This window comes from Selenomonadales bacterium (genome assembly GCA_018335585.1).
Lineage (GTDB): Bacteria > Bacillota > UBA994 > UBA994 > UBA994 > UBA994.
This window is the reverse complement of the sequence record JAGXRZ010000001.1, coordinates 40,700-67,658: the sequence shown is the minus strand read 5'-3', so window position 1 is coordinate 67,658 and position 26,959 is coordinate 40,700. Positions and strand designations below refer to the sequence as shown.

Here is a 26,959-nt window from a genome sequence, read left to right as displayed (position 1 = left end):
CCGATGCAAGTGTCCAAACGTCAAACCATTAGCCTACTAGCAGGCGGAGCTGGGTTCTTGGGCTCTCACCTTTGCGACCGGCTAGTGCAAGACGGTCACCTAGTCCTATGCCTTGATAACCTGCTCACCGGAACATTAGAAAACCTGTCGCATCTGGTTGGGCACAACAACTTCTCCTTCGTGGAACGCGACATCTCTGAACGCATTGATATAGCAGACCTAGGGCTCCCCGAAAGCCGAATAGACTACGTCCTCCATTTCGCAAGCCCCGCCAGCCCAAAAGATTACCTAGCATATCCGATAGACACGCTCAAGGCGGGTGCGTTTGGCACCTATAACGCACTGAATTTGGCAAGAGCTACTGGCGCAACCTTTCTCCTGGCTTCTACATCGGAGGTATATGGGGATCCGATGATAAACCCACAGCCTGAGAGCTACTGGGGCAATGTGAACCCTATTGGTCCGCGCAGCGTTTATGACGAGGCCAAACGATATGCAGAGGCCATGACTCTCGCCTACCATCGTGTGCATGGAGTGCCCATCCGTATAGCGCGCATCTTTAATACCTATGGGCCGCGCATGTGCCCAAACGACGGACGTGCTTTACCAAACTTCATTGCACAAGCCCTGAAAGGCCACCCGTTAACAATATATGGTAGCGGATTGCAGACGCGAAGCTTTTGTTATGTCGATGATTTGGTCGAGGGGTTGATGCGCCTTCTTTACTGGGAGCCTTGTGCGCACGCGTCCGATACGGCAGGGGCGCTAGCCGGTAAGGAAGAGCTAGCCTGCGTTTTTAATCTCGGTAACCCGAGCGAAATAACAATAATGGAGTTTGCTAGGGCTGTCTTGGAGGCCTCAGGAAGCAGTAGTGAGCTAGTGCACCTGCCCCTGCCCCAGGACGACCCGCATGTTCGTCAACCTGACATAGCGAAAGCAAGAGCCCTGCTTGGCTGGCAGCCGACTGTGGATCTATATACCGGATTGCGTAAGACTTTAGAGTGGTTCAAGCGTGAGGGCTGCCTATGAAGATAGCTGTTATAGGTTTGGGTTATGTAGGACTCTCGATGGCGATTTTGCTTGCTCAACGCAACAACGTAGTTGGATCCGACATCGTAGCCGAAAAAGTCGACATGGTACAGAGGAAGCTTTCGCCCATTATAGACGTAGATATTGAGCAATACTTAGCCGCTAAAGACCTTCTGCTAGATGCAACGGTGGATATGCAAGAAGCCGTTCGTGATGCGGACTATGTTGTGATTGCTACGCCCACAAACTACGATGCTTCAAATGGCGGATTTGACACTTCCACGGTAGAAGATGCGATATCTGCTACCATAGTTGAGAACCCAGGCGCAACGATCGTAGTTAAGTCAACGGTGCCAATTGGCTTTACCGCTAGGATGCGTCGCCAGTTCGACTGCGACAATATCATATTCTCGCCGGAGTTCCTGCGCGAAGGGAAAGCTTTGCATGACAGTTTATACCCTTCGCGTATTATCGTAGGAGCGAAATGCGCCCGCGCAGAGGGGTTTGCCCAACTCCTAGTCGATGGAGCCGCTAAGCAAGACGTGCCGGTGCTGTTTACCGGGCCAGAAGAAGCAGAGGCGATTAAGCTCTTTGCCAATGCCTACCTCGCAATGCGGGTTGCTTTCTTCAATGAGCTGGACACTTATGCTGAAGTAAAGGGCCTTAATACAAGGGAAATCATCGAGGGGGTAGGGTTAGACCCAAGAATTGGCCTTCACTACAACAACCCCTCCTTTGGCTACGGTGGGTATTGCCTGCCCAAGGACACCAAGCAGCTCCTGGCCAACTACGACAAGGTGCCAAACAATATTATCTGTGCAATCGTCGAAGCGAATCGAACCCGAAAAGACCACATAGCCGAGATGGTGTTAGCCAGAAAACCAAAAGTCGTCGGGGTCTACCGTCTAACCATGAAGGCAGACTCCGACAACTTCAGGGCCTCATCTATTCAAGGCATCATGAAGCGTATCAAGGGCAAGGGCATAGAAGTGGTTGTCTTCGAACCTCTATTGCGGGACACTCACTTTTTCGGTTCGCGCGTTGTACGCGACTTAGACGAGTTTAAGCGAATCTCGGACGTGATTATAAGCAATAGGATGACCTCGGAATTGGCAGACGTAATCGACAAAGTCTATACTCGCGACTTGTATGCGAAGGATTGATTTCTTTCCCGTCCGACACGCTTCGACTTGTTTTTCCATCTCGCGGTGTTAGAATACCCAGAGAACTCATGCGAATAAGTTGAGTAGAGAAGGGTATGGGGTGGGGTGTACGCCAACTTATTGTGGTACTTGGTGATAGCAGCGGGGGCAGGGGCAGTTATCCTGGGTTGCTGGCTACGCGTGCGGGCCATTAGAGCACGCGGTGTACGCCGATACGGAGTGAGTTGGCGTAAATCACAATACTACCACCGCTTCCTCGCGGCTCTCAGTGCGGAACAAAGGCAGCGCTTCTTAGACCTAGCTGAGGACGAGCAGTTTCAGCAGTTCATGGATTGGTCTTTGCGCGAGGGGTGCTAGCATGCGCTTGTTAAGAAATGCGAAGCAAAAGGGACGGAGCTTTTTGCTTCACAGCACTCCTACATGCCCTAATCAGGGCAATAAGGTCAATCAGGCTCTGGTTATCCTGAGGAACCCCCGTAGTTTAGAGCCTGATTTCACTGATTACCCTGATTGGAAAGAGAGATGCCCACAGGGCCGCGCCGGCATGCTATACTGGAGCAAAGTTGTGAAACGGGGTGGACGCATATGCGGATGAAGTTGAACTCCGTGCAGATTATGGGCTACCGACCTTTTAAGGATTTGGTGGCACCGCTCGGGCCGCTGGAGATACTTGTTGGTGCAAATGGCGCGGGCAAATCGAGCTTCTTTGAGTTCCTGAAGTTTCTGCGCAATAGTGTGTACCAGGAGATTCCGCCGGAGATTATAGCGGGCTCAGTCGGGCAGCAGATATTCCATATGCCGGGCCCCGAACGCTTTTCGTGGAGCCTAGAAATAGACAGTGGGCAGCCCGTTCCTATCTGCTATCAAGGGGAGTTAACGGGCCCTATCGGCCGCACACGGGTCTCTTTCGAGAAGGTGGTATCCAGAAGACCGTTCGGCCCGCAGCATGACAAGCCGTACGTTTTTATGGACTTTAAGGATCGGGTGGGCGTAGTTCAGGGTGAGTCCAAGAAGTTAGAGCGGCAGGAGATCACCCTGTCGCGTCCCAACCAGCTGGCGCTCAGCACCATGACCAACCCCAACCAAAAGACGCTCTTTCAACTCAGGGAGTACATACGTGAATGGCGCTTCTATAGCTCCTTTAACATTAATCACGAGAAGATTCGCAAGTCTGTGCCCATCGAGCAGGAGCCGGTCCTGCATGAAGACGGTGGCAACCTGAGCTCTATGATGCATTATCTGATGACAGAACACAGGGAGGCGTTTGAAGAGCTGGAGTTGCATCTGCGAGCGGTTGTGCCTGGCTTTAAGGGACTAGCGGTGAAGGCCCGCGGGGGACGAGGCGAGGTCATTGCCTTCTGGCAAGAAGAAGGCGTTGACCAAGAACTAAGTCTAGCGGACCTCTCGGATGGGATATTACGACTAATCTGTTGGATTGTCCTTTGCGTCCAACCAAAACCTCCCTCATTGATATGCATTGATGAGCCTGACCAAGGCGTCCACCCCCGCACCCTCCCGCTTCTCGCAGGGCTCTTCGAAAAGGCGTGTGATCGCACGCAGATATTTTTGGCTACCCATGCCTCCTATTTCCTCGTGCATTTTGACTTAGAGCGTCTTGCCGTATTTCGCAAAGTAGACGGAGGGGCTCAATTTATTAAGCCGAGCACCTCTCAGATGCTAAAGGCGAACCTGCTGGAATTTGGCATAGATGAGCTTGAAGCAATGCATCGTAGCGACGAGTTGGAGAGGCTACCATGAGGATAATTGTTTATGTTGAGGGACCGTCAGATAAAGCTGCGTTAGAGCTTTTATTGAGCCCAGTAATTGAAAGTAAACGTCAGAGCGGGGTCACCATCGAGTTTTTTGAGGCGCCAAACGGGGATAAGAAGAAGTCTATGGTCTTTAAGGTGCCGGTGAGGGCCGCAAATATACTGCGGCATAGTGCTGATACAGTTGTGGTAGCCTTGCCAGACCTGTACCCAAAGAATAAAGGGCTTGAGCATGAAACGACGACGCAACTCCAGCAGGGCATTGTCAGCGCTTTTAGGCGGGCACTGCAGCACAGCAACGTCGATGATATGCGTCTTCTGGATCGGTTTTTTGTTTTCTGCCTCAAGCATGATTTAGAGGCGCTAGTGCTAGCTGCCGAGGATGCTCTGGCTTGGCGTTTGGGCAAGAAGCAGCTAAAGCGATCTTGGGTTGTGCCAGTGGAAGACCAGAACCATGACCGCCCCCCTAAGGTAGTGGTAGAAGAGCTCTTCATGCAAGAGGGACGAAGATATAAAGAGACAGTAGATGCACCGGCGGTGTTGTCTAGAGTTGGGTATAAAGAGATTGCAGAGCGCTGCCCGCAATGTTTTGGCCCCTTTGTGGAGTTTTTGGAGCAGGTGGGTCAGAGGGAGTAAGCACCGGGAAGCACCGGGGACGGAGCCTTTTGCTTCACAACACTCCTACACGCCCTAATCAGGGCAATAAGGCTAATCAGGCTCTGGTTATCCTGAGTGTCCCGGTAATTTAGAGCCTGATTTCACTGATTACCCTGATTTAGAGGGAAAGGCACCTATAAAGGGCCCTATGAAGGCCCCTCAGGTGAAGTCCCCTGCGCTCAACTCCTAATCAGGGCAATAAGGTCAATCAGGCTCTGGTCATCCTGAGAAGCACCGGGGACGGAGCTTTTTGCTTCACAGCACTCCTGCCTTAGCGCGGGAGTTTTTTCTTCGCAGCGGACGACAAAGATGAGCCGGTCTTGCGTGCCGTTGTCACTGCTAGGCATATCATGTAAACTGTAGACACAGGATTGTTCTAAGTGGAGGATGATCGCAATGGTATTTACCGCTGTGATTGAGCGTGAAGGTAGTGGGTTTGTAGCCTTGTGCCCAGAGCTCGATATCGCCAGCCAGGGGGACACAGTGGAACAAGCGAGGTTCAACCTACGGGAAGCAGTAGAGCTGTTCTTCGAGACGGCTCATCCTGAAGAAATAGTGTCGCGCCTGCGCGGCGAGGTTTTTGTAACCCATTTTGAGGTGTCTCGTGGGCAAACTGCGCGTTCTTAGTGGCAAACAGGTGTGCACGATTCTCTCTGCGCATGGGTTCGTCGAAGTACGACGGCGCGGTAGCCATATTGTCATGCAAAAGAAGCTTCTCCAAAGTTCTTTAACCGTTCCCGTTCCGGATCACGATGAGCTTCGCATTGGGACGCTTCAGTCGATCATCAGGCAATCAGGATTGTCCCGAGAACTATTCGAGTAGGCGTGAAGCACCGGGGAAGCACCGGGGACGGAGCTTTTTGCTTCACAGCACTCCTGTCTTAGCGCAGGAGTTTTTTCTTCGCAGCGGATGACAAAGCTGAGCCAGTCTTGCGTGCCGTTGTCACTGCTAGGCATATCATGTAAACTGTAGACACATGAGAAGTGGCAGTGGAACAAGCGAGATTTAACCTAGAAAGGGACGTGGTCGGATTGGCTAGGGTCGCGGTCAAGCCCGAGGTGCTGCGTTGGGCACGCGAACGCGCGGGACTAGAAAGCATGTTCCTTAGCCGGCGCTTCCCAAAACTGCGAGATTGGGAGTTAGGCAAAGTTCAGCCGACTCTGCGTCAGCTGGAGGAGTACGCGCAAGCTGTGCATCTTCCGATTGGGTACTTGTTCCTATCCGTGCCTCCGGATCTGCAGTTGCCGATACCTGATTTGCGAACACTTGCCGGTCGAATAGACACACGCCCCAGCCTAAACTTGCTTGACACGGTGTACATGTGCCAACAGAGGCAAGACTGGTTTGTCGAGTACGCGCACTTACATGGCTTAACACCTTTGAGCTTCATACAGAGCGTCAGCCCGCAAGAGGATCCTGTCGCAGTGGCGGGGTCGATAGCGCGCACGCTAGGGCTTTCTACAGAAGCAAGAATGAGACTTCCGACTTGGGCGGAGGCGTTACGCTATCTTAAACAAAAAGCCGAAGATGTGGGTATTCTTGTTATGGCGAGTTCAATAGTTGGGAGCAACACTCGTCGCAAGCTTGATGTTGCCGAGTTCCGTGGATTCGCCCTTGCTGACCGCTTCGCTCCGGTGATCTTTTTGAATGCAGCCGACAGCAAGTCTGCGCAAATGTTTACCCTATGCCATGAATTGGCACACTTGTGGATTGGGGAAAGTGGAGTGTCCGATCCGGTTGCGGGAGCAGTTCCCGCGCAGCCAATCGAGCGGTGGTGCAATGCGATAGCAGCAGAGGTGCTCGTGCCTGTGGAAGAATTGCATGGTCGACGTCGGCCAGATCTTCCGCTCGAAGAGGAGGTACAGCATTTGGCCCGCGTGTTCAAGGTGAGCCTGCTGGTGATATTGCGTCGACTGCTGGACATTGGCGCTATCGATCAGGATACTTACTGGCAGGCCTACAATGCAGAAGCGGAACGCATCTTAAGCTACGATCGTGGTGGTGGCAGCGGCGGTGATTTTTACCGCACACTTGCGGCGCGCACGGGCAAGCTCTTTGCTCGGGCAGTAATCTCTAGCACCCTAGAAGGGCAGACATTGTTTCGCGACGCTTTTCGCATGTTGGGAATACGTAAAACCGCTACCTTCTATGAGGCTGCCCGTGCATTAGGGGTGATGCTATGACTTATTTGCTGGATACCAATGTGTTCATTCAGGCTAAAAACCTACACTACGGATTAGACTTTTGCCCTGCATTCTGGGATTGGCTGCTTGTTAGCAATGCCAAGGGCCGTGTTTGGAGTGTAGACAAAATTGCCGACGAAATAGCTGGCGGTGCTGATGAGCTGTCGGATTGGGTACGGAACACGGGTGGCAGCCTCTTCCGTGACACTGACGCTGACGTTTTTGTGCAGCTTGGGAAAGTTGCCGACTGGGTAACGAGGCAGAAGTACGAAGCAGCTGCAATCAACACTTTTATGCAAGTGGCCGATTACTACCTAATAGCACACGCATTAGCGGGGCGCCACATCGTTGTCACGCACGAGATTCCGGCGAATTCCTTGAAGCGCATAAAGATCCCTAACGTATGCCAAGGGATAGGCATTGCCTGCATTAGCCCGTACCAAATGCTGCGTCGTGAAGGGGCCAGATTTGTCCTAGGTAAGTCGCCAGCCGCTAGCGAAGCAAAAGGGACGGAGCTTTTTGCTTCACAGCACTCCTACACGTCTTAATCAGGGCAATAAGGTCCATCAGGCTCTGGTCATCCTGAGTATCCCCGGTAATTTAGAGCCTGATTTCACTGATTACCCTGATTTAGAGGGAAAGGCGCGTAAAAAGGCCCTATGAAGGCCCTGTGCTCAACTCCTAATCAGGGCAATAAGGTCCATCAGGCTCTGGTCATCCTGAGTGAACGTGGAAGCCAGACTCCCGTTGCGGGAAGCAGTCTGCGGTGCTATGATGATAGCGAAACCGTGGCGATTGACATAAGGAATCTCCGCGCTAAGAGGGGGGGTGTGATTATGACGATCTATACTCACGCCGACTATCAAAATCTCCCGGAAGGTGCACCGTATCAGTTAATCGGAGGAGAGCTTGTTATGACGCCTGCGCCGTCTATTTATCACCAGATTATTTCCGGGCGCCTAGGGTTCCAGATGCGCTCCTTTGTGACTAAGCAAAAGCTGGGGCTGATCTTGGATGCTCCGGTAGATGTTTGTCTAGGTGAAACAGAAACCTTCCAACCGGACATCCTGTTTATCTCCAAAGAGCGAATGGAAATAGTCGAGCCGGCCCGGATCAACGGAGCACCTGATCTGGTGGTCGAAATTCTTTCTCCGGCCACCGCCTATTACGATTTGCGGAAGAAATTCAAAGTCTACGAACGATGCGGGGTCAGGGAATACTGGATTGTGGATCCGGATGACAAGTCGGTGCAGGTTTTTGCTCTAAAAGACGGCAAGCTTGTTCTAGATCAGGAAGTAGGGGAAGCAGGGGAGATCTCCTCCTGTGTTCTTTCAGGGATTACTGTTTGCCTAGGCGACATTTTTGCAGAGCAGTTGGACTAGGTATACTCCTGCCTTAGCGCGGGAGTTTTTTCTTCGCAGCGGACGACAAAGATGAGCCAGTCTTGCGTGCCGTTGTCACTGCTAGACATATCATGTAAACTGTAGACACATGATTGTTCGAAGTGGAGGATGATCGCAATGGTATTTACCGCTGTGATTGAGCGTGAAGGTAGTGGGTTTGTAGCCTTGTGCCCAGAGCTCGATATCGCCAGCCAAGGGGACACAGTGGAACAAGCGAGGTTCAACCTACGGGAAGCAGTAGAGCTGTTCTTCGAAACGGCTCATCCGGAAGAAATGGTGTCGCGCCTGCGCGGCGAGGTGTTTGTCACCCATTTTGAGGTGGCTCGTGGGCAATAAGGCTAATCAGGCTCTGGTTATCCTGAGTATCCGCAGTAATTTAGAGCCTGATTTCACTGATTACCCTGATTGGAAGGAGAGACGCTTATACAGGCCCCTGTGAAGGCCCCTGAGGTGGAAGCAAAAGGGACGGAGCTTTTTGCTTCACAGCACTCCTACACGCCTTAATCAGAGCAATAAGGTCCATCAGGCTCTGGTCATCCTGAGTAACCCCCGTAGTTTAGAGCCTGATTTCACTGATTACCCTGATTAGAAGGAGAGACGCTTATGAAGGCCCCTATGAAGGCCCCTGAGGTGAAGCCCCCTGAGGTCAACTCCTAATCAGGGCAATAAGGCTAATCAGGCTCTGGTTATCCTGAGTAACCCCCGTAGTTTAGAGCCTGATTTCACTGATTACCCTGATTTGGAGGGAAAGGCGACCGCCCGGCTGCACATGCTTCAGTTAGGACCGTCAGGATGGCATCACAAGCGTCGTCAAAGCTGATGTCTTTGGCATAGTCGAAATCCTTCTGGTAGCGTGACCAGAAAGCCCGCAGGCTTGAACTGCTTTTGATGTTAGTGACAATGCTCTCGTACTGCCTCAGCACAGCTACGCTGCCGCGCTTCACGGCAGTTTCTCCTAAGGCCGCTTGAAGGACTGCCCGGTTGCACTCTGATCCACACAACGTATAGAGGATGTATACGTCATAGAAATCCCTAGGCCTTGTGTTGGCGATGTTTCTCGACAAGATAGTTTCGAGCTTTTCCGCTAAGATGGTCTCTAGATTATAGGCTAGAACAGATATAGAGCGGGCGTCAAACATAAGGCTAAAAGTGTATTCGATTGCGCGGGGCGTAATCTTATCGCCAGCAGTTACGTCAACGGACATGGGGACAATTAGGGGTGGGAAGCTGGCTGTCAGGCTAACACGTATGCCGGGATAATCATCGGCTTCACGGATATCCGTTGTTCTAGAAACCGAAAATGTGACCTGGTCCCCTGCGTCAACCCCACATATGCTGCTAAACACCGAACGAATAGAATCATGCGTGAGCGTGAGACCTCTAACTGTAGCGTCGAGATCCCTCGTAGCTCTAGAATCAAGCCCGACAATGGCTGCGATAAGAAAGCCGCCCTTTAGGATGAAGTTTTCCCTGTAATTAGACAGTGAAAGACGTTCTAGAAACCGTTCCATCATGTAATTCTGCATGATCAGCTGTGCGGATAAGTTCTTTTCGGTAGCCATTTTCTTGAACAAGGCTTTAAGCTGTGCAGGATTGCGTGTCGTCATAGCAGCACCTCCATGTAGTGCAGCACCTTGGGTGTCACACGTAGCCTTCTGGCATAGTCAATGAGCTTAGCCATATCCTTATCCCTTGAGCTGGCATAGGCCTTCATGGCTTGGTTGATGACTTGAATGTCAGCCTGATGCCTAGTCTTTACAATGTCGCACAGAGTACGTTCAATGTCATAGGCCCGCAGTGGGTTTCCGTTAGGAGAAGGCACTTCTGTCACTCCTAATGCATAAGTATCCGCTGTCGCACATTTAGCAATGATACCCTTGCGCCTAGCGTTTACAGTATTGTACCCAGCGGGGAAGGTCATGGTATACTTGACGGGAGTGCGGTCTGTTAGTGAGTGCAATGACAATGCCGTTTCGTGCGAGAAAATGCCTCTGCTAAAGCGATACTGAGTGAAAAACAGATCGTCCTCCCAGACCTCAGGTAGGGCGTAGATACCGCGTTCGACCTTACATATTAACCCAGACCTACTCATGGCGGTTAGGCAGCGTCGCGGAATTCCGGCTGCCGTAACTTGCGTTGCTGTCACGAAACCGTTGCCATCTTTCAAGAGCCTGTAAATGGACGTTCTTTCATCAACTGACATGCCAGTCACCTCGCGTTTGTACGTTTATGCTTCAAAGTGTATCAAAATAGAGCATAAAAGTGCAGCTGTCCGGGACGCACAGATTCTAAATCTATGCCCTAATCAGCGCAATAAGGTCAATCAGGCTCTGGTTATCCTGAGGATCTCCGGTAATTTAGAGCCTGATTTCACTGATTACCCTGATTGGAAGGAGAGACGCTTATAAAGGCCCTATGACGGCCCCTGAGGTGAAGGCCCCTGAGGGCAAACTCTCAATCAGGGCAATAAGGCTAATCAGGCTCTGGTCATCCTGAGTATCCCCCGTAAGCTTAGAGCCTGATTTGACTGATTACCCTGATTACGAAAGCACTGGGGACAGAGCTTTTGCTTCACGCGCGGGGGTGCAGGAAATGCTCTCGTTTGTGGAGAATGTATCCTTAAAGGTCTACATTTGGCCTGAGCAGCCACGGTAGTAGGCGATGGGTCACGAAGGAGCGGTAAGTATGAACGACAAGATATTCCAGATAGCAGACTCTGTCCATGGCTCAGTCCAGTTGAGTCAAATGGAGAAGCTCATAATATCGACGCAGGCTTTTAACCGTCTGCATTCCGTCTTACAGAATTCTACGGCCTACTTAACATATCCGGCGAACAAAACCTCTCGCTTTACGCACTCGATTGGGGCCATGCACCTCTGTAGCCGGATTTTGCGGTATGCAGTGGAGAACGCAGTACCTACGACCAAGGATGATTTTCTTGGTAAAGTCGAGCAGCGAATAAGAGGCTACCTTAGTACGGGGCAGGCGGAGATATGGCGGACGAAGTTAGGCGACCACATTACAGAGCTTATGAGGCACCCATCTGTGATTGCCGATTGTGACAGGATGTACATTACTAACCGGCCCTCGCTCAAGCAGGAGCAGGTCTGGGTTTACGTTATCCTATACCAAGCTGTCAGATGCGCAGCTCTGTTACATGATATCGGCCACCCGCCATTCAGCCACGTCACAGAGTTGGCACTAAACGACATTAACCACGGCCTGTCGTGTGCCCCAACGATGACCACGCGGGTTGCGGAGTTTAGCAACAGCTTGGGTGTTAATGGCACAGATGAACTGCATGAGGCGTTAGGTATTAGGATTGCTGATAGGCTATTAGAGCATGTAGCGCGCAAGGCTCAGCTAAATGTGCACCCTAACCGCGAAGAAGCGTGCTGCCAAATGCTCTATAAACTCGTACATAGTTTATGTTTGGATATCCTAAAAGAAACAGGGAAGAACGAAGGTGATTTTCTGTGCGCTGATATACATGGCATTATCTCCGGCCCCATGGACGGTGATAGACTAGACTATGTTGTAAGAGACCTTGAGAATTCAGGCTTTATGAAGAGCAGGGCAGCCGATGAACGCCTATTGACATCTATGCGTCTTATGCAAGTTGAAGAAAGGTTCTACTTCTGCCCTGACATTCGAGCGCTAAGCGCGATAGAGGATTTTTTCAAGCTACGGTGGTTTCTCTACAAGTATGTAGTCTTCCACCACAGAGTAAGGAAGACAGACGCCCTCTTGACACAAACTGTAACAGGCCTCGCGACCAGGTATTTAATGGACCAAGGTGCCGTTCTAACCGAAAAGGGCCGCGCGCTTCCCATGGATATTTCTGGGCTGTGGCGAGCAGTGGCTAATGGTGACCGTGATGCTGACAAGGTGTATTTTGATGACCTTGTGCAGTGGGACGACGCTTGGATGCTTACCGTGCTGCGCCGCCATTACTACGAGGAGTACCACAATGGTCAGGACGAGTTGAAGTTCCAGCTAGAAGAACTCCTATCTAATCAGAAACGCTATAGCTCGCTTGTCAAACGGACTAATGATTTTCGTCAAATAGACCAGGCCTGCGTGCAGGCCATGAACGCAGCCAGCGAGTGGCTGCCGGAACCGCTTAGGGCATCCTTTGAGCAGGCTAAGAAGGTAAAAAGCGGGGGATTCTTCTTAGGGGCTGCGAAGGCACTTATGGATGTAGACGATAGCAGTAAGTTCCAAGAGATTGTCCACCATGCTGCTCGCGCAGTCCTAGGTAAGTACCTAGTGCAGTTTAACAAGAATAAGGCATCCGTGTTAGACCCATATGTGCACTGCCAAGGAGAGGCGGTGCCGTTGTCAGAGGTGTCTTCAATTAATGCAGAACTGGACAGGAACTGGTCTCTGTTCCCAGTGTTTTTTCTGTACTTCACCGGGGAACATAAAAATCTCACTTCACTCAGAAAACAAATAGGAGAAGAATTAGGAAAAGGTCTGTCAAAACACTTTGTGCCCGGATATAATGGAGCAAAAGGAGGAGAATGAATGGTTCCAGTTAAAGAGTCGCCCATATACGAGCTTGTGCAAATTGTTTTATCAAAGAGTGAGCCGTTCACCATCGACCAGATCCTCATTGAGGTGAAGAAAAAACAGCTCGGATTTGATGACGATGACGTAAAAAGACGCATTGACAGGCTAAGAGATGCCGGTGTCCTCCGTAAGACGGGTGTGCGCTACGCTAGAACTGAGCTAATTGCGAGGTAAAGCACCGGGAAGCACCGGGGACGGAGCCTTTTGCTTTACACTAGCTGCTGGGAGGCTGTCCGCTTGCCGCAGCGACTAACGACCGACGCTGAACATGCGCTTATACTCCTGCCTTAGGCGGGAGTTTTTCCTTAAGTGCACGCGCACGCCAACGGTCTTGAGGTAGGATTAGTGCTCAATTTTGGTTCATCGCTAACACATAAGCGAAAGCATGTGCCAGTGCGTGTTAGAGCCTGATTCAAAGGCCCCTGTGCTCAACTCCTAATCAGGGCAGTAAGGTCAATCAGGCTCTGGTTATCCTGAGGATCTCCGGTAATTTAGAGCCTGATTTCACTGATTACCTGCCGTTGTCACTGCTATTGCGACTCCCTAGTCCCTGCAAAAAGGCCTGCACATCCCTAGCGTACAACGCCCGCAGTTTGGCCACATCTTCTAAGACAATTCGCACCTTTCGTTCATCTAGGTCATAGGAATAGGCGTGCCGGAACACATGCCTGAACGCACGCAGATTATCTAGCAACATGTAACTATCCTGCGTCAGGAGAGCGGGCCTTACGCCTTCAATCGTGTAGGTCATTCTTTTTAGCAGTTCGGTGTGATAGCGCGACTTGTGGTCGATGTTGTTTTCAAAGGCAACAGATACGGCCTTAAAGAGGTCTTCAAATGCGCAGTACAGGTTGTGGAGCTGATAGGCAAGGCTTTCGACGGCTATTTTGCCCCTCCGCCCTTTACGTTCGTCAATCTTCAAGTATATGTTCTCAATCTCTTGGGTGCGTGACTGCAGTTCTGCCTGTAGTAAGGCTACCCTTTCCTTTTCCACGGTATCCCTTCCTTTACTATTGTACTAGCCAGGCGATGTCCCTCTAATTGCACGACATCCACTTCGTCTATGCCCACTTCTCTTGAGAGAAAAGCCGCAGCGGTAAAATAATCTTCGTCCCGCAGCCCTGCGAAGGCTATATCCAAATCCGAAAGCTCGTCGAACCCCTGCTGCCTTGCCACGGAACCAAATACATAGGCTTTATCAAACTGAAGCAACAGGGACAGCTTATCTAGGGCTTGCATGGCAGCGTCTAGCAATCGAACGCGAAGTTGCTCCCGCGCTTGCTTTTTCTTGGCACGCGCGCTGTCTAGGATATGGGTTGACCACATAGCAAATTGCCACCCCCAATGCTCTTCCACAATACTACAATAGCATGATAAATAGGCCCTAGCAAGGCAGGCAACTGCGCTAGGATCTGAGTATCCCCGGTAGTTTAGAGCCTGATTTCACTGATTACCCTGATTGGAAGGAGAGACGCTTATAAAGGCCCCTATGAAGGCCCCTGAGGTGAAAGCCCCTGAGGTCAACTCCTAATCAGGGCAATAAGGCTAATCAGGCTCTGGTTATCCTGAGTATCCCAGGTAATTTAGAGCCTGATTTCACTGATTACCCTGATTTGGAAGGAGAGACGCTTGTATAGGCCCCTATGAAGGCCCCTGAGGTGAAGGCCCCTGTGCTCAACTCCTAATCAGGGCAATAAGGCTAATCAGGCTCTGGTTATCCTGAGTAACCCCCGTAGTTTAGAGCCTGATTTCACTGATTACCCTGATTAGAAGGAGAGACGCTTATATAGGCCCCTATGCAGGCCCCTGAGGTCAACTCCTAATCAGTGCAATAAGGTCAATCAGGCTCTGGTTATCCTCCACTTCAGATCATCCACGCCGGGACAGCCCAGACGTGTCTGTCTATGGGCAAGAGGTTGTTAGCCATGCAGACAACCGCGCCCGGGCCGATGCTTGCTTTAAGGTGCGGGTGCGCCTCGGTTCGCAGAGAGTCGGCGAGCGGCTGCAATAGATGGAAGTGCTTACCCGCATCTCGCCCGGGGGACGCGGTTTTTTTAATTTCGATGGGGTAGAGGGTGCCGTCCCAGTAGATAAGCAGGTCGATTTCCTTTTGGTCTTTGTCGCGGTAGTAGTAGAGAGGGGGTTCCTTGCCGGCGTTAAGCCACCCCTTGTAGATTTCCGCGAACACGAAGCTCTCAAAAAAGGCGCCGGACATCGCGCCGCGCTCTAGCGTTTCGGGGCTGGCCCACTTAAGTAGATACGCACACAACCCTGTGTCCAGAAAGTGTAGAAGCGGCGACTTAACGACCCTCTTTAGGATGTTGTTGTGATAGGGCTGCACGAGCGCCACAAGGCCGGACGAAACCAGTATGGAGAGCCACTTCTTGGCTGTGGGCGCGCTAATGCCGCAATCCTTAGAGATTTCCTCGTAGACTATAGGTCGGGCCGTGCGGGCGGCAACCACCGTCATAAAGTTGAAGAACGACATTTCGTCCGCTACTTGTGTAAGGTCGCGGATGTCTCGTTGCAGATAGGTATTAACGTAAGCGCGGTAGTAGGCCTCGCGGTCGATGGCATGGGCGTAGAGGGCCGGCATGCTGCCCTTAAATATGCGGGCATACAGCTCGTGGAGTCCGAGTTTCGCTTGCTGTGGCGCGGCTTTGGCCAAGAGCTTCTCGGGCACAGGCAGAAATGGCTCAGAGTGAGTGCCGTGTATCTCGTGGGTAGACAAGCCAAGCAGATTGACGATGCCTACTCTCCCGGCTAGGGATTCGCTGACGTTCTGCATAGTCTGAAAGACTTGCGAGCCCGTCAGCCAAAACTCGTCTGTGCGCCGCGTGGAATCTACATGCATCTTGATGTAAGGCAGCAGTTCGGGGGCGTACTGAATTTCGTCGATGATGACGGGAGGCGTAAAACGCTGCAGAAAGAGGCTTGGGTCCGCCTTGGCCAAGCGCCTTAGATCGGGGTCATCTAACGTGACATACTTGCGTTCGGGGCCGGATAAGCTTTGCAGCATGGTTGTTTTGCCCACCTGTCGCGGCCCTGTGACCAGCAAAACGCCAAACATGCCCGCCAATCGCTTGATTACGGGCTCTACAGCCCGCGTAATGTACAAGCTAACTCCTCCCCACCGGATGATGTGGCGATTCCAAAACATAGATTTAGTATAGCCATACAGCAGCTTGGAGTCAACAGGTTGGCAATAAGGCTAATCAGGCTCTGGTCATCTATCGTTAGTTTCCCACTTCCCAAGGTATCGCAACGCCGGGCAGCACCTTGGCTAATGCCTCATCAAGTATACGCATATACTCCTGCCTTAGCGCGGGAGTTTTTCCTTCGCAGCGGGTGACAATCACCGGCCCGGTGTTTGATGCTCTAAACAATCCCCAACCCTCCGGGAACTGCACGCGCACGCCGTCGACGGTAATGGTAGCGTATTGCCGGGCGAGGACTTGCGTAAGCTCGTCGACCACGCCAAACTTTAGCTCGTCGGGGCAGGGGATGCGCGTTTCGGGCGTGCTGTAGTAGGTGGGGAGCGTGGCTATTAGCGAAGAAAGCTTGTCAGTGCTGTGCGAAAGCAGCCTAAGCAAGCGACCCGCGGCGTAGAGAGCATCGTCAAAGCCGTAGTACTCGTCCGCAAAGAAGATGTGTCCGCTCATTTCGCCGGTGAAGACGGCGCCAAGCTCGCGCATGCGCGCCTTGATTAGGGAGTGCCCGGTTTTGGTGAACTCGGGCCGGCCGCCGAGGCGCACTATTTCGTCCACTAAGCCTTGTGAGCACTTTACTTCCACCAGGCAGGTGGTGCCCGGGTGCTTGGGCAGTATCTCGCGCCAGAAGAGGGCCATAAGCAAATCGCCCCAAATGACGTTGCCGAGGTCGTCCACCACGCCAATGCGGTCGCCGTCGCCGTCAAAGCCGATGCCGAGGTCTGCTTTCTCCGCGAGCACGCGCGCGCGGAGGTCCACAAGGTTCTTTAGCTTGGTGGGGTCGGCCTCGTGGTTGGGGAAGGTGCCGTCGGGCGTAAAATAGAGCGGTATGTAGTCGATGCCTAGTGCCTCTAAGAAACGTTCCGTAACCGGGCCGGCGGTGCCGTTGCCGCAGTCGACCACCACTTTAAGCCGGCGCGGGCCGAGCCTTATTTTTTCGGCCAACATAGCGACGTAGGGGGTGAGGATGTCATAATGGATTGTCGCTTGTGGCTTGTCGCTTGTCGCTTGCAGGTGGTTGCTGCCGGCTGTTGGCGGCTGGTGGCTGGCGGCTGGCGGCTGGAGCCTGGCGGCAATTCGCTCTATCTGCTTTATCTCCGCCCCGTGGATGGTGGAGGGGCCAAGCAGCACCTTCATGCCGTTGTCGGGCGGGGGGTTATGGCTGGCGGTGACGATAAGCCCGGCGTCAATGCCGAGGTGCTTGGCGGCGTAGTAGAAGGCAGGCGTGGTAACCATGCCGATGTTAACGACCCGCATGCCGCGCTCACGCGCCACGTCAAGAATGGTAGCCACGATGCGGGGCGAGCTCAGGCGGCAGTCGTGGGCGACGAGCATCTCTCTCCTGCCGTGGGACTCAAAATATGTAACGATGGCCTGGGTCAGGCGGCGCAGGTCGGGCTCAGCAAAGTCCCGCTCGGCGTTGCCGCGAATATCGTATTCACGAAAGATCTGTGGGTTTATTGGCACAAGAATATCCCCTTTCGAAGCAAAAGGGACGGAGCCTTTTGCTTCACTCTAGCGGTGTCCAGTAACGTATAGGAATGTTCGCGGCAAGTACTGGGAGTTCCTGCGCCAGCCCGTGAAGCAACGGGTGAAGCAAAAGGCTCCGTCCCTTTTGCTTCCTTTTCCTTTCCTTTTGATTTTTTTCGCGTTCGACATACTTCGACTAAATGGTGAATGTTCTAGTGTTAGAATAGCGAGAGAATTTGATATGCAGCCTAAAAATAAAGAAAAGGTGTGGGGTGGAATGGGCGATAGTCTGGTGTGGTACCTATTAATGGCAACGGGGGTAGCGGTGGTGACCTTCGGCTACTGGCTGCGCCTACAAGTAGCTAGGGAACGCAGCTTGCGTCGGCGCGGGCTTAGCTGGCGAAAGGCTCAGTACTACGACTCCTTCATTGCGACTCTCAGCGCAGAACAAAAGCGGCGTTTTTTCAGCCTAGATGAAGGAGAGCAGTACAAGATGTACATGGAGTGGTCTTTGCGGGAAGGGCAGGGCGTCGGCGGCGTTGGGGGTTTGTATGGTTAGCAAGTGCGGCAGGATAACCGCAGTTGGTATAGAATGAGTATTACTGTAGGAGATAAGGCAAGAGAGTAAAGGGTGGTGGGTTATGGGGTTTCTTAGACGAGTGAATGCCATGTACCATGCTCTGTGGTGTAGTCTCCTAGCACCAGGAGGGATTGACAAGCAACGGGAGGCAAACAATGGGCAAGAGGAAGCAGCCTGCGCCGAGCAAACCAACGAATAAGTCAGCGGGTAACCCAACAGGGGAAAAGGGCGGCTCGGCACTAACCGCAAGGCGCGCATTGCTTGCAGTGGTGGTAGCTGTCGTCGTGCTGTCTCCTTTTGTCCAAGGGCTTTATTGGCCACAGGACAAGCTGTTAGTTAGTGCCGTGGTTTTGGCCCTAGCTTGTGGAGCTCTAGTGTTTGGTGTGGGTAAAAAACCCCTCCCATGGTCCTTAGGGCACGCGCTAGGAAGTCTGCTGGTGCTCCTGTATGCCATGGGGCTGTTTCGCCCTGCGTCTATGAACGGAGCACTGCGCGGGTTGGTGCTCTGGGCGGGCTTTGTGGCCCTCTATTGGCTGGTCTCTTCCTTAGAACTGGGTGAGCGGGAAAGAAAACTGCTGCTTGGAGGCGTAGTGGCAGGCGGAGCAGTGCTTGCCCTAGTAGGTCTTGCCGTATACAGCGGTGTTTACGATGCTCCCGCGCAGTTAGTGGGTGGGCGCATCTCCGCCGGCTTCGAGTACCCAAATGCCACCGCGAGCCTGTTCATGGCGAGTCTCTTAATCAGCATAGTCTTGGGCTTTCAGGAAACTAGCCTACCGTGGCGTGTGCTTTGGAGTGCGTCAGGGGCAGTAACTATCCCCGCATTTTTGCTTACGCTTTCGCGGGGAGGCTACTTGGCCTTGGCGGCAGGTGTGCTTCTGACTGTTGTCGTCTGTTACAGGCGCTTTTTCGAGCTCTTCTCTTTCCTGGTGTTTATGGGTGCGCCGGGGCTTATAGCAACGTATTTGATGGTAACGCAGTCGGGGCTCACCGTGCTTCTTGCCGTCCCTGTGTTGGCGGGGCTGACGGCGCTTGCGGAGGCGGGCTTGGTGCAAAAACATGCCCGCACGGCAGGCAAAGCCATACTCGCCTTGGCCCTCGCCTTGGGTGTGGCCTTAACGGTTTTTGGCGCAACGCGCGTTGTGCCTGCGGAAGTTGCAGGCTATTTTTCGCGTATTACCCTGCGCGGGCTGCTTGACGACGGTCGCTTTGTCTTTTTCGAAGACGGGCTGCATGCACTGCGCGGGTCTCCGCTCTTAGGTTTTGGCGGTGGGGCGTGGAACGCTGTCTATCCTCGCTATCAGAGTTTTCATTACGGTACATTGCGTGCCCATTCGGATCCGCTGGACATAACGCTTGAGATTGGTATTCTGGGGTTGGTCATCTATCTTGCCTTTATGCTCGTTAACATGTACTGGGCATGGAAGCGGCGCGCTGAACCTGCGGCTGCGGCGATCGGCATCTTAGCCTTTGCGGTGCTCTTCCATTCCGTAGGAGAAGCGCTCTTGGCCTTCCCCTCTATGTACTTGCTGCTTTTTGCCGCGCTAGGGGCGCTTTCCGCGCAGGGCAATCGCTACGCTTTCCGGTTTGACATGAGGCCTGTGCTGGCACCGACCCTTGGTCTGCTGCTCTTGCTAGGCGGTGCTCTCTACTTAGCTGAGCTGGAGATGGCGCGCGTGCCAGCTTTAGCGCAGGCAGGGAAAGTAGACGAAATCATGGCCAGTCTCCAGCGCACACTCAGTGTTAACCCATGGCATGCTGACGCGCGGCGTGAGCTGGACAACATGATGCAGCACCGTTCGCTCCCAGATGCCGCCCAGCGCGCGAACCTAGAGGCACTTCTGCGGCACGAGCCGTTTGACCCACGTGCCACCAACCTGCTTGGGCACTGGCATGCTGCGCGTGCTAATCACGCTGCGGCTGTGCGTTACCACGAGCGCAGCATGGCGCTACAGCCACGCAATATCCAAAACTATGAAACACTAGCCTTGACCGCAGCCTCGGCGGCGCTTGCCTATCGGGCAAGGGGGCAAGAGGGGTGGCAATCTTACGTAGACAAGGTCTTCTCCGTGCATCAGCAGTTTGAGCAGGTGCGTGCCGCCATACCGGAACACCTCCTGCCAAAAAGCGCAGTGCCTTTTGCCTTGACGCCTGCGTTGCAGTTAGCCCTAGGCGAGGGTTACCTTTTGCGCGCCAACCAAGCGGCTGCGCTGCCGCATCTTGTCGCTGCAGAAAGAAGCCGCGATGCGCAAATCGCGGCACGGGCTGGGCTCGTGCTGGCGCGGGTGTATGAGCTGCAGGGGCGGAGCCACGAGGCACTGGCACTTATAGCTAAGTACAGTACAGCCGCAGGACTCGCAGACTACATGGGGTTTTTACGGCTAGCAATCAGATAGTCTATTTACTTTCGCACCTCTATGCTGTTAGTGAGCCCGTGCCAGAGCACCTCAAACCCTAGTGTTTCGGCCAAAAAGCGCAGCGGAACCAAAGTGCGGCCGCGCTCGACGAAGGGGGCTACGTCCAGCGAGACACGGTTACCGTTCACTGTGGCTATCGTTGAACCGATAGTCAAATGGACGGCAGTCGCGCCGTAGGTCACCGTCACGCTTTGAGTCGCTTCTTGCCAAGTGACCGTCGCCCCCAAGGCCTCGGCCACAAACCGTACGGGAACCACAGTGCGCCCCTGCACAATGCGCGGGGGAACTTCCAGCATAAGTAGGGTGCGGTTAAGCGTTGCCGTTGTGCTACCGGGAACGAGCGCGATATGCACCCGCCAGTCGGTCGTGACCGTGAGCGCTAAGGACTGTTCACTGACATTGCCTGCCTGGTCAAGCTGGCGCAGGCGCAATACGTGTTGGCCCGGCACAAAATCCCTTTGCATCCTGTACTGTCCCCGCAGGTCAGCTTGCACATCGCCCAAAAACTGGTTCCCCACAAAGAGCTGAATGGTGGCTAGGGCCTCGGCCATGCCGGAAAGTGTGACGTTTTGTCCGTTTACTGCGACCCCGATACTGGTCAGGCGCCCTGGCGGCGTCGTGTCCACCAATAGCGCGAAAAGTCCCGTGTGCGTAAATCTGCCCGTTAGGGTGTGGGTGTCTGATGCAAAATCTGTCAAGACGCGTTGCCAGACGCCCTCAGACGCATGGTAATAGTAAAGCCCAAGTGCACTCGGTAATACTCCGGCGCTAGGCACCATGACGCTAAGTGTGTACTTGGTATCGAGCTCTGGCAGACGAGCGCCAGCCTGCTCAACCCAAAAGTGAAACGGATTCCCGATGAGTCGGTTGTTGCCCGTCAACCCTGCCACGGCAGTGGCATTAGCAGTCTGTAATGTCAGCACAGTGCCAAGCGGCATGGCGTGGACTTGAACCGAAACGGTGGGCTGCTCAAAGCTGATAATTGTTGGCATGAGCGGGCTAGCCTCGACGACGACGATTTCTGGTGCGCCCGCGTGAATGACTCCCAACGGAAGTATAAGGGTTAGCATCAAAAAGCACTTCCACAAACGGCTGGCATGTTTCAATATTACTTCGCCTCCTAACTCATTTTGTAGAGGGATGATCGCGCGAGAATTTACTGAAACACTAGTGCAATGCAGAATATTTTGGTATCATCATACTACAGAAGACAACACTTCACAACGGAGTAATGTAGTTGTTGAGGAAAGGGGTGAACGCAGGAAGGCTGTTTTGGTTGTTGCTGTACGGACGAGCCAACAAATTAGGGGGTAGGAGATGATTTGATGAAGACATTCAGGAGAAAATTGTGGTCTGTACTTGCAGCTTTGGTGCTAGTGCCAAGCCTTATAGCACCTGCTATCGCGGCTGTGCCAGCCGCAGTGCCTTTGGGCTACGCAGAGGTTCAAGCTACGGCCGACATTCTCCGCACTCGCTTTGTAGACTACGACTTAACATCAAGCAAACCCATCTCAGTCATCGTTGAGCTGGCGGGGGAGCCGCTCGCGGTCATCGAGGAAAGCCTGCACAACCAAGGGGTTGTCGTGACGCAGGCGATGCAAGGAAGTCTCTTGCAGCGCCTTGATACGAAGAGGGCGCAAGTTATGGACGCCCTGCGCGGCGCAGGAATAGCGGCTACTACTCGTCATAGCTACGCGCTGACGTTTAACGGCATAGCGATGCAAGTTCCTGCTAACCAGGTGAAAAAGCTTCTGAGCATACCTGGTATCATTGATGTCTTCCCAGACATCGAAATGCAGGCCACGGGGCTAGAACACAGCCTTCCTGCGATACGTGCGCAGCAAGCGTGGGCCATCCCGCCCGGGCTTTCGGGTAGCGGCATTTTAGTGGCGGTGCTTGACACCGGTGCCGACTACATGCACCCCGACCTCGGTGGCGGTATCGGCCCCACATTTAAGGTCATCGGCGGCACCGACTTTGTCGATGACGACAACGACCCTATGGAGCGAAAAAACGACCCAGGCATCAACCCTGCCACAGGCCGTGACTGGAACACCTCGCACGGCACGCATGTGGCCGCTACGGTGGTCGCAGTAGCGCCTGAGGCTAGCTTATACATAATCCGCGTCCTCGGGCGCGGGGGTAGCGGTTCCTCCTCCGACGTAATGGCAGGCATTGAGCGCGCGGTACAAGTAGGCGCAGATGTCGCCAACATGAGTCTAGGCGCTGCGCTAGCTCACCCGGATTCCCCATGGGCGCGCGCTGTCGACAACGCAGTCCGTGCTGGCGTGGTGTTTACAGTTTCTGCTGGCAACAGCGGCCCTGGCGAACGTACAACCGGCACATACGCTAATACCCGCCTCGGCATTGCCGTCGGCTGGGCGGATACCACGCCCAAGCCTTTGGTTCTGCCGCAGGGGGGCACAGCGCCTTTTGTCGGCGGGCTGATGACCTTCTCCCCGGCTCTTGCGCCCTTAGGCACGCCGGTTGAGTTCGTGTCGGTCGGCTTAGGGAATGTCCCCGCAGATTTTAGGGATGCAGGCGGCAACAGCTTAGTCACCGGCCGCATTGCCCTGATGGAGCGCGGCGGAGCAGCGTTTGCGGTTAAATCGCGCAACGCTCGTGATGCCGGTGCAATCGGCGCGATTATCTTTAACAACGTGGCCGGGACATTTGGAGGCACCTTAGGTGATAACCAGCTGGGAGATATCCCGACCCTGTCGCTAAGCCGCGAAGACGGCTTGGTGCTGCGCGCCATGGCTGCAGGCACTAGGTTTGTGACTTTCTCTATGGGAGAGCATCACCTGATGTCGCCGTCAAGTTCGCGCGGTCCTGACGCTCTGCTCGGCATTCTGCCGCATGTGTCGGCACCCGGGCAGAACATAACTGCAGCTTACCCCTTCCCCGGCACTGACGGCAGCCACGTAAGCGGTGCCTTCCAGCGCGTGGCAGGCCCCGGCAACCCGTGGTTTGGCACTATCAGCGGCACTTCTATGGCCGCCCCGCACGTCGCCGGTGCTGCGGCGCTGATGCTCCAGGCTAGGCCGACGCTTACGCCTGAACAAATCCGCCTAGGGCTAATGAACACGGCGAGCAATATGGTGAACATCGACGGACGTTCCTTCCGCCCGATTGACCAAGGTGCAGGGATGATTAACATCCACCACGCCATAACGGCGGGCCTACGCGTTGCCCCCGGCATGCTCAACTTCCGCGAGGTGACCGTGGGCGAAACGCAGGCGATGCTTAACCTTGAAAGTCTGCGCACGACGAGCGCGGTATTCCGCACGCGGGTGGAGAAGTTTAACCCCGCGCACGCCTATGAAGTGCTTGTGCCCACTCAAGTCACAGTCGGCGCAGGAGCTCGGGTCAATGTACCTGTGGCGTTATTTGTCGACGCGGCACTGCCACTTAGTGTGCCCGGCACCAGTGACTACACTGGCTACATTGTCTTGGAGAATGTCGCCAACCCTGCCGATAGCTACCGTGTGCCCTTCTTCTTCGTCAACGGGCAAGTGGTCAGCCAAGTCACCGCGACGCCTGACGCCTTCTCGCCCAACGGTGACGGTGTTCAGGATACGACTACCATCTCGTTTGTACTAGGCCGTGCGGCTCATGCCACGCGCATCATGTTAAATGGATTCCTGCCGGTAGTTCCGGATGGATTCACCTATCATGTCGCGATAGCGACCTTCGGCCCGCTGCAGCCCGGCAGGTACTCGTTTGTCTGGAACGGGGCCGCACCAACTGGCTTCACTTCGCCGGATCGGTTTGGCCAAATCAATGTTCAGGTACAACCGACATCGGGTGCAGCCTGGACGCCCGCCCTCAGCGCGAGCCCGACCATTTCCCCCGGGTTTGCCCGCCTCCAGATAGACACTACCCCACCAGCATTCCACAACGTCACCCCCGCAATCGACACCACAACTGCTAACCGCGTGCGAGTTCGCGGCGCGGTAGACGACCTCTTGATTAGCAACGTAATGAGTGACGGCGGCTCGGTGTGGGTGAACGACCAGCTCGTCCCCATCCGCAGCGGAAACATGCCCATACCCCCGGCTCCCGCTGGTGCGGTCTGGGATTGGGCGACGTTTGAGTCGCAGTCCATAACGGCAACTCTCGCCGACAACAACACAGCCACTTTGCGCGCGCGTGACGCCGCCGGCAACGAGCGCACGCAAACCCTTAACTTTACCGGGCTCGTGGTCAACAATCCTACGGCAACAACGGTTCTTGCCACCACGACGGAAGTACGGGTGCAAGGAACTGTCGTGCTGGGCATGACTCTGACCATTAACGGCGCCCCTGCCACATATGACGCATTCGGCAGATTCGACGTTACGCTGCCGCTTACTTTCGGCACAAATACCTTTACCGTAACAGCCGGTGTGCCTGCTTGGGGCGCGGCTTTCACCCCCATCAGCCGGCAGTTCACTGTAGAGCGCCCAATTCCGGTTGCGGGGATCATGGTGACCCCGCCCTCCGCAGAGTTGCGCGTAGGCGGCACCGTACAACTAACCGCTACAATTGCCCCTCCCACGGCTACAGTACAAACAGTGACCTGGCTATCAAGCGACACCGCAGTGGCCACTGTTTCCCCAACTGGGCTAGTCACGGCAGTAGGGCTCGGTACAGCTACAATTACTGCTAGGTCGACTGACGGTAACCTTGCTGCAAATGCCAGTATTACCGTAGTACCAACGCCTGTCACCGCGATCAGCATCGCACCGCTGACGCCCAATTTACACCGCGGTCTAACCCTGCAAATGACCGCGACACTGACACCAGCCGACGCCACCAATCGGGCAGTGACCTTTACTTCTAGCCACCCGGCAGTGGCTACAGTCAGTGCAACAGGCCTGGTCACCTCTGTGGCGCTTGGCACTACCACCATCACGGCCAGAGCAGCGGACGGGGGCCTCACCGCCAGCACCGTTGTTACTGTCGTGCCGCCGATAAGGGTAACGGGCATTACACTGACGCCAGCTGCCCACACACTAGAACGTGGAGCGACTGTGCAACTTGCACCCACCATCCTGCCAGCTAATGCCACAAACCGCGCTGTGGCATGGCTTTCGACTAACACGTCGGTAGCTACCGTGAGTGGCACCGGGTTGGTGACTGCGGTCGCGCCTGGCGTAGCACATATTGCCGCTACTACGGTCGACGGACACCGCACAGCAGTTGTCACGATAACCGTGGTTCCGCCCGCAGGGGTTATCCCCGTCACAGGCGTAACGGTATCCCCTGTCACCGCTACTCTTTCCATCGGCGGGAACGTGCAACTGACGGCCACTGTTCTGCCCGCCACCGCTACTAACAGAGCTGTGACTTGGGCCTCCACTAACGCGGCGGTCGCTACTGTAGATGCCACGGGCTTAGTCACAGCGATTGCTGCCGGTAGCGCCCAGATAACAGTCACAACCGTAGACGGCCAGCACAGCGCTGTATCTAGCATCGTCGTTACGCCAGTAGCCGCGGGTGTGCGCGTTACCGGAGTGACATTAACTCCCACTACATCTACTCTCGCCGTGGGGGCAACAGCGCAGTTGACGGCCACGGTTCTCCCCGCTAACGCCACTAACCGCGCAGTAACTTGGCTATCTACCGCCCCGACCATCGCTTCGGTCTCTGCAGTCGGTTTGGTCACGGCAGTAGCCCCCGGCACCGCGCAGATTGCAGTTATGACGGCTGATGGTGGGCACGTGGCGTTGGCTACAGTCGTAGTGACGCCAGCAGATGGGGTTGTGCCCGTAACAGGTGTTAGCCTTACCCCGACAACTGCCACCGTCACTGTTGGCGGCGCTGTCCAGCTCACCGCAGCTGTTGCACCTGCTAACGCCACAAACAGAACCGTCACGTGGAGCTCCAGCAATACCGCATGGGCTACTGTCAGCGCGACAGGCTTAGTCACTGGAATGGCCACAGGCACGGTAACAATCACAGCGACCACCGCTGACGGCAACCATACGGCTACGGCGGTTATTACCGTCCTAGCCCCGGTTGGGGTTGTGCGTGTTACTGGTGTAACACTTACACCAGCCATGCATACCCTAGCTGTTGGCGGTACAGTTACATTGGTTCCTGTTGTGTTGCCACTGCACGCCACTAACCGCGCCGTCACGTGGCTATCGACTAACCCGGCTGCGGTTAGGGTATGTGCGAACGGCATTGTTACGGCAGTGGCTCCTGGGCTCTCCCATATCGTGGTTACCACAGTGGACGGGAGCCGCACAGCTGTGGTTACGGTAGTAGTTACGGCTGCGATTCCCTAGACTCTCCCTAGACCCTAGCCGACATTGAAGTCGGCAGCTGCCCCGGCCGCGCAAGTTGAATTGCGTGGTCGGGGGCTTATGTTCCCTAGCGTAGATTTCATTACAAATCGCTTACAAAAGACGAATGCTGCTATGGTTTCCTCACACTGTCCTATAAACTCAAGGCAGCTACGGTGCATTAGCAGCATGCCCTTTCACAGACCCTGCACTAAGGCGACCCTATTTGGGTAGAAT

The 26,959-nt window shown here is 54.2% G+C and carries 23 protein-coding genes; 16 read left to right on the top strand and 7 right to left on the bottom strand.

Going from position 1 to position 26,959, the window contains the following annotated elements; translation table 11 throughout:
• Positions 1–3 precede the first annotated feature (3 nt).
• The 11 genes from KGZ66_00325 to KGZ66_00275 all read left to right on the top strand — a co-directional run bounded on the left by KGZ66_00325 (position 4) and on the right by KGZ66_00275 (position 8,541).
• Positions 4–1,029 carry an SDR family oxidoreductase gene (locus KGZ66_00325; protein ID MBS3984042.1) on the top strand — a complete coding sequence of 342 codons (1,026 nt, stop codon included), beginning with the start codon at positions 4–6 and terminating at the stop codon, positions 1,027–1,029.
• Positions 1,026–2,192, top strand: a complete 1,167-nt coding sequence (locus KGZ66_00320; protein MBS3984041.1) for a nucleotide sugar dehydrogenase — start codon at positions 1,026–1,028, stop codon at positions 2,190–2,192. The genes KGZ66_00325 and KGZ66_00320 overlap by 4 nt, the downstream gene beginning before the upstream one ends.
• A 105-nt stretch (positions 2,193–2,297) precedes the next feature.
• On the top strand, positions 2,298–2,549 hold the full coding sequence (locus KGZ66_00315) for a hypothetical protein (protein ID MBS3984040.1): 252 nt from the start codon (positions 2,298–2,300) through the stop codon (positions 2,547–2,549).
• A gap of 228 nt (positions 2,550–2,777) precedes the next feature.
• Positions 2,778–3,950, top strand: coding sequence for an AAA family ATPase (locus tag KGZ66_00310; GenBank protein ID MBS3984039.1), 1,173 nt, complete (start codon positions 2,778–2,780; stop codon positions 3,948–3,950).
• Positions 3,947–4,597 carry a DUF4276 family protein gene (locus KGZ66_00305; protein ID MBS3984038.1) on the top strand — a complete coding sequence of 217 codons (651 nt, stop codon included), beginning with the start codon at positions 3,947–3,949 and terminating at the stop codon, positions 4,595–4,597. Before KGZ66_00310 ends, KGZ66_00305 begins: the two co-directional genes overlap by 4 nt.
• A 417-nt stretch (positions 4,598–5,014) precedes the next feature.
• On the top strand, positions 5,015–5,245 hold the full coding sequence (locus KGZ66_00300) for a type II toxin-antitoxin system HicB family antitoxin (GenBank protein ID MBS3984037.1): 231 nt from the start codon (positions 5,015–5,017) through the stop codon (positions 5,243–5,245).
• Positions 5,223–5,441, top strand: a complete 219-nt coding sequence (locus KGZ66_00295) for a type II toxin-antitoxin system HicA family toxin (GenBank protein ID MBS3984036.1) — start codon at positions 5,223–5,225, stop codon at positions 5,439–5,441. The genes KGZ66_00300 and KGZ66_00295 overlap by 23 nt, the downstream gene beginning before the upstream one ends.
• Before the next feature lie 167 nt (positions 5,442–5,608).
• Entirely contained in the window at positions 5,609–6,802 is a 1,194-nt protein-coding gene (locus KGZ66_00290) for an ImmA/IrrE family metallo-endopeptidase (protein MBS3984035.1), read from the top strand.
• Positions 6,799–7,350: a DUF4411 family protein gene (locus tag KGZ66_00285; protein MBS3984034.1), complete on the top strand. Its 552-nt coding sequence runs from the start codon at positions 6,799–6,801 to the stop codon at positions 7,348–7,350. The genes KGZ66_00290 and KGZ66_00285 overlap by 4 nt, the downstream gene beginning before the upstream one ends.
• A 288-nt stretch (positions 7,351–7,638) precedes the next feature.
• Entirely contained in the window at positions 7,639–8,184 is a 546-nt protein-coding gene (locus tag KGZ66_00280) for a Uma2 family endonuclease (GenBank protein MBS3984033.1), read from the top strand.
• A 138-nt stretch (positions 8,185–8,322) separates the two neighbouring features.
• Positions 8,323–8,541: a type II toxin-antitoxin system HicB family antitoxin gene (locus KGZ66_00275; GenBank protein MBS3984032.1), complete on the top strand. Its 219-nt coding sequence runs from the start codon at positions 8,323–8,325 to the stop codon at positions 8,539–8,541.
• A 386-nt stretch (positions 8,542–8,927) separates the two neighbouring features.
• On the opposite strand, the gene KGZ66_00270 is transcribed toward KGZ66_00275, so the two are convergent.
• Positions 8,928–9,812: a nucleotidyl transferase AbiEii/AbiGii toxin family protein gene (locus tag KGZ66_00270; protein MBS3984031.1), complete on the bottom strand. Its 885-nt coding sequence runs from the start codon at positions 9,810–9,812 to the stop codon at positions 8,928–8,930.
• Positions 9,809–10,408 carry a type IV toxin-antitoxin system AbiEi family antitoxin domain-containing protein gene (locus KGZ66_00265; protein MBS3984030.1) on the bottom strand — a complete coding sequence of 200 codons (600 nt, stop codon included), beginning with the start codon at positions 10,406–10,408 and terminating at the stop codon, positions 9,809–9,811. The genes KGZ66_00270 and KGZ66_00265 overlap by 4 nt, the downstream gene beginning before the upstream one ends.
• A gap of 482 nt (positions 10,409–10,890) precedes the next feature.
• Here KGZ66_00265 and KGZ66_00260 point away from each other — a divergent pair, with 482 nt between their 5' ends.
• A complete protein-coding gene (locus KGZ66_00260; GenBank protein ID MBS3984029.1) occupies positions 10,891–12,732 on the top strand; it encodes an HD domain-containing protein in 1,842 nt (613 codons plus the stop codon).
• Complete coding sequence (locus KGZ66_00255) at positions 12,733–12,951, top strand: hypothetical protein (GenBank protein MBS3984028.1); 219 nt, start codon at positions 12,733–12,735, stop codon at positions 12,949–12,951.
• Positions 12,952–13,288: 337 nt separating this feature from the next.
• Here the strand turns inward: KGZ66_00255 and KGZ66_00250 are convergent, their stop codons facing one another.
• From KGZ66_00250 to KGZ66_00235, 4 genes are all read right to left on the bottom strand, one after another.
• A complete protein-coding gene (locus KGZ66_00250; protein ID MBS3984027.1) occupies positions 13,289–13,771 on the bottom strand; it encodes a hypothetical protein in 483 nt (160 codons plus the stop codon).
• A complete protein-coding gene (locus KGZ66_00245) occupies positions 13,753–14,103 on the bottom strand; it encodes a hypothetical protein (GenBank protein MBS3984026.1) in 351 nt (116 codons plus the stop codon). The genes KGZ66_00250 and KGZ66_00245 overlap by 19 nt, the downstream gene beginning before the upstream one ends.
• Before the next feature lie 538 nt (positions 14,104–14,641).
• On the bottom strand, positions 14,642–15,895 hold the full coding sequence (locus KGZ66_00240) for an ATP-binding protein (GenBank protein ID MBS3984025.1): 1,254 nt from the start codon (positions 15,893–15,895) through the stop codon (positions 14,642–14,644).
• A gap of 118 nt (positions 15,896–16,013) precedes the next feature.
• Complete coding sequence (locus KGZ66_00235) at positions 16,014–17,453, bottom strand: phosphomannomutase/phosphoglucomutase (protein MBS3984024.1); 1,440 nt, start codon at positions 17,451–17,453, stop codon at positions 16,014–16,016.
• Positions 17,454–17,697: 244 nt separating this feature from the next.
• On the opposite strand from KGZ66_00235, the gene KGZ66_00230 reads away from it, so the two are divergent.
• Positions 17,698–18,015, top strand: a complete 318-nt coding sequence (locus KGZ66_00230; protein MBS3984023.1) for a hypothetical protein — start codon at positions 17,698–17,700, stop codon at positions 18,013–18,015.
• Between the two features lie 176 nt (positions 18,016–18,191).
• A complete protein-coding gene (locus tag KGZ66_00225) occupies positions 18,192–20,429 on the top strand; it encodes an O-antigen ligase family protein (GenBank protein ID MBS3984022.1) in 2,238 nt (745 codons plus the stop codon).
• Between the two features lie 5 nt (positions 20,430–20,434).
• On the opposite strand, the gene KGZ66_00220 is transcribed toward KGZ66_00225, so the two are convergent.
• A complete protein-coding gene (locus KGZ66_00220; GenBank protein MBS3984021.1) occupies positions 20,435–21,556 on the bottom strand; it encodes a copper amine oxidase N-terminal domain-containing protein in 1,122 nt (373 codons plus the stop codon).
• A gap of 219 nt (positions 21,557–21,775) precedes the next feature.
• On the opposite strand from KGZ66_00220, the gene KGZ66_00215 reads away from it, so the two are divergent.
• Positions 21,776–26,725, top strand: a complete 4,950-nt coding sequence (locus KGZ66_00215) for an Ig-like domain-containing protein (GenBank protein ID MBS3984020.1) — start codon at positions 21,776–21,778, stop codon at positions 26,723–26,725.
• Positions 26,726–26,959 lie beyond the last annotated feature (234 nt).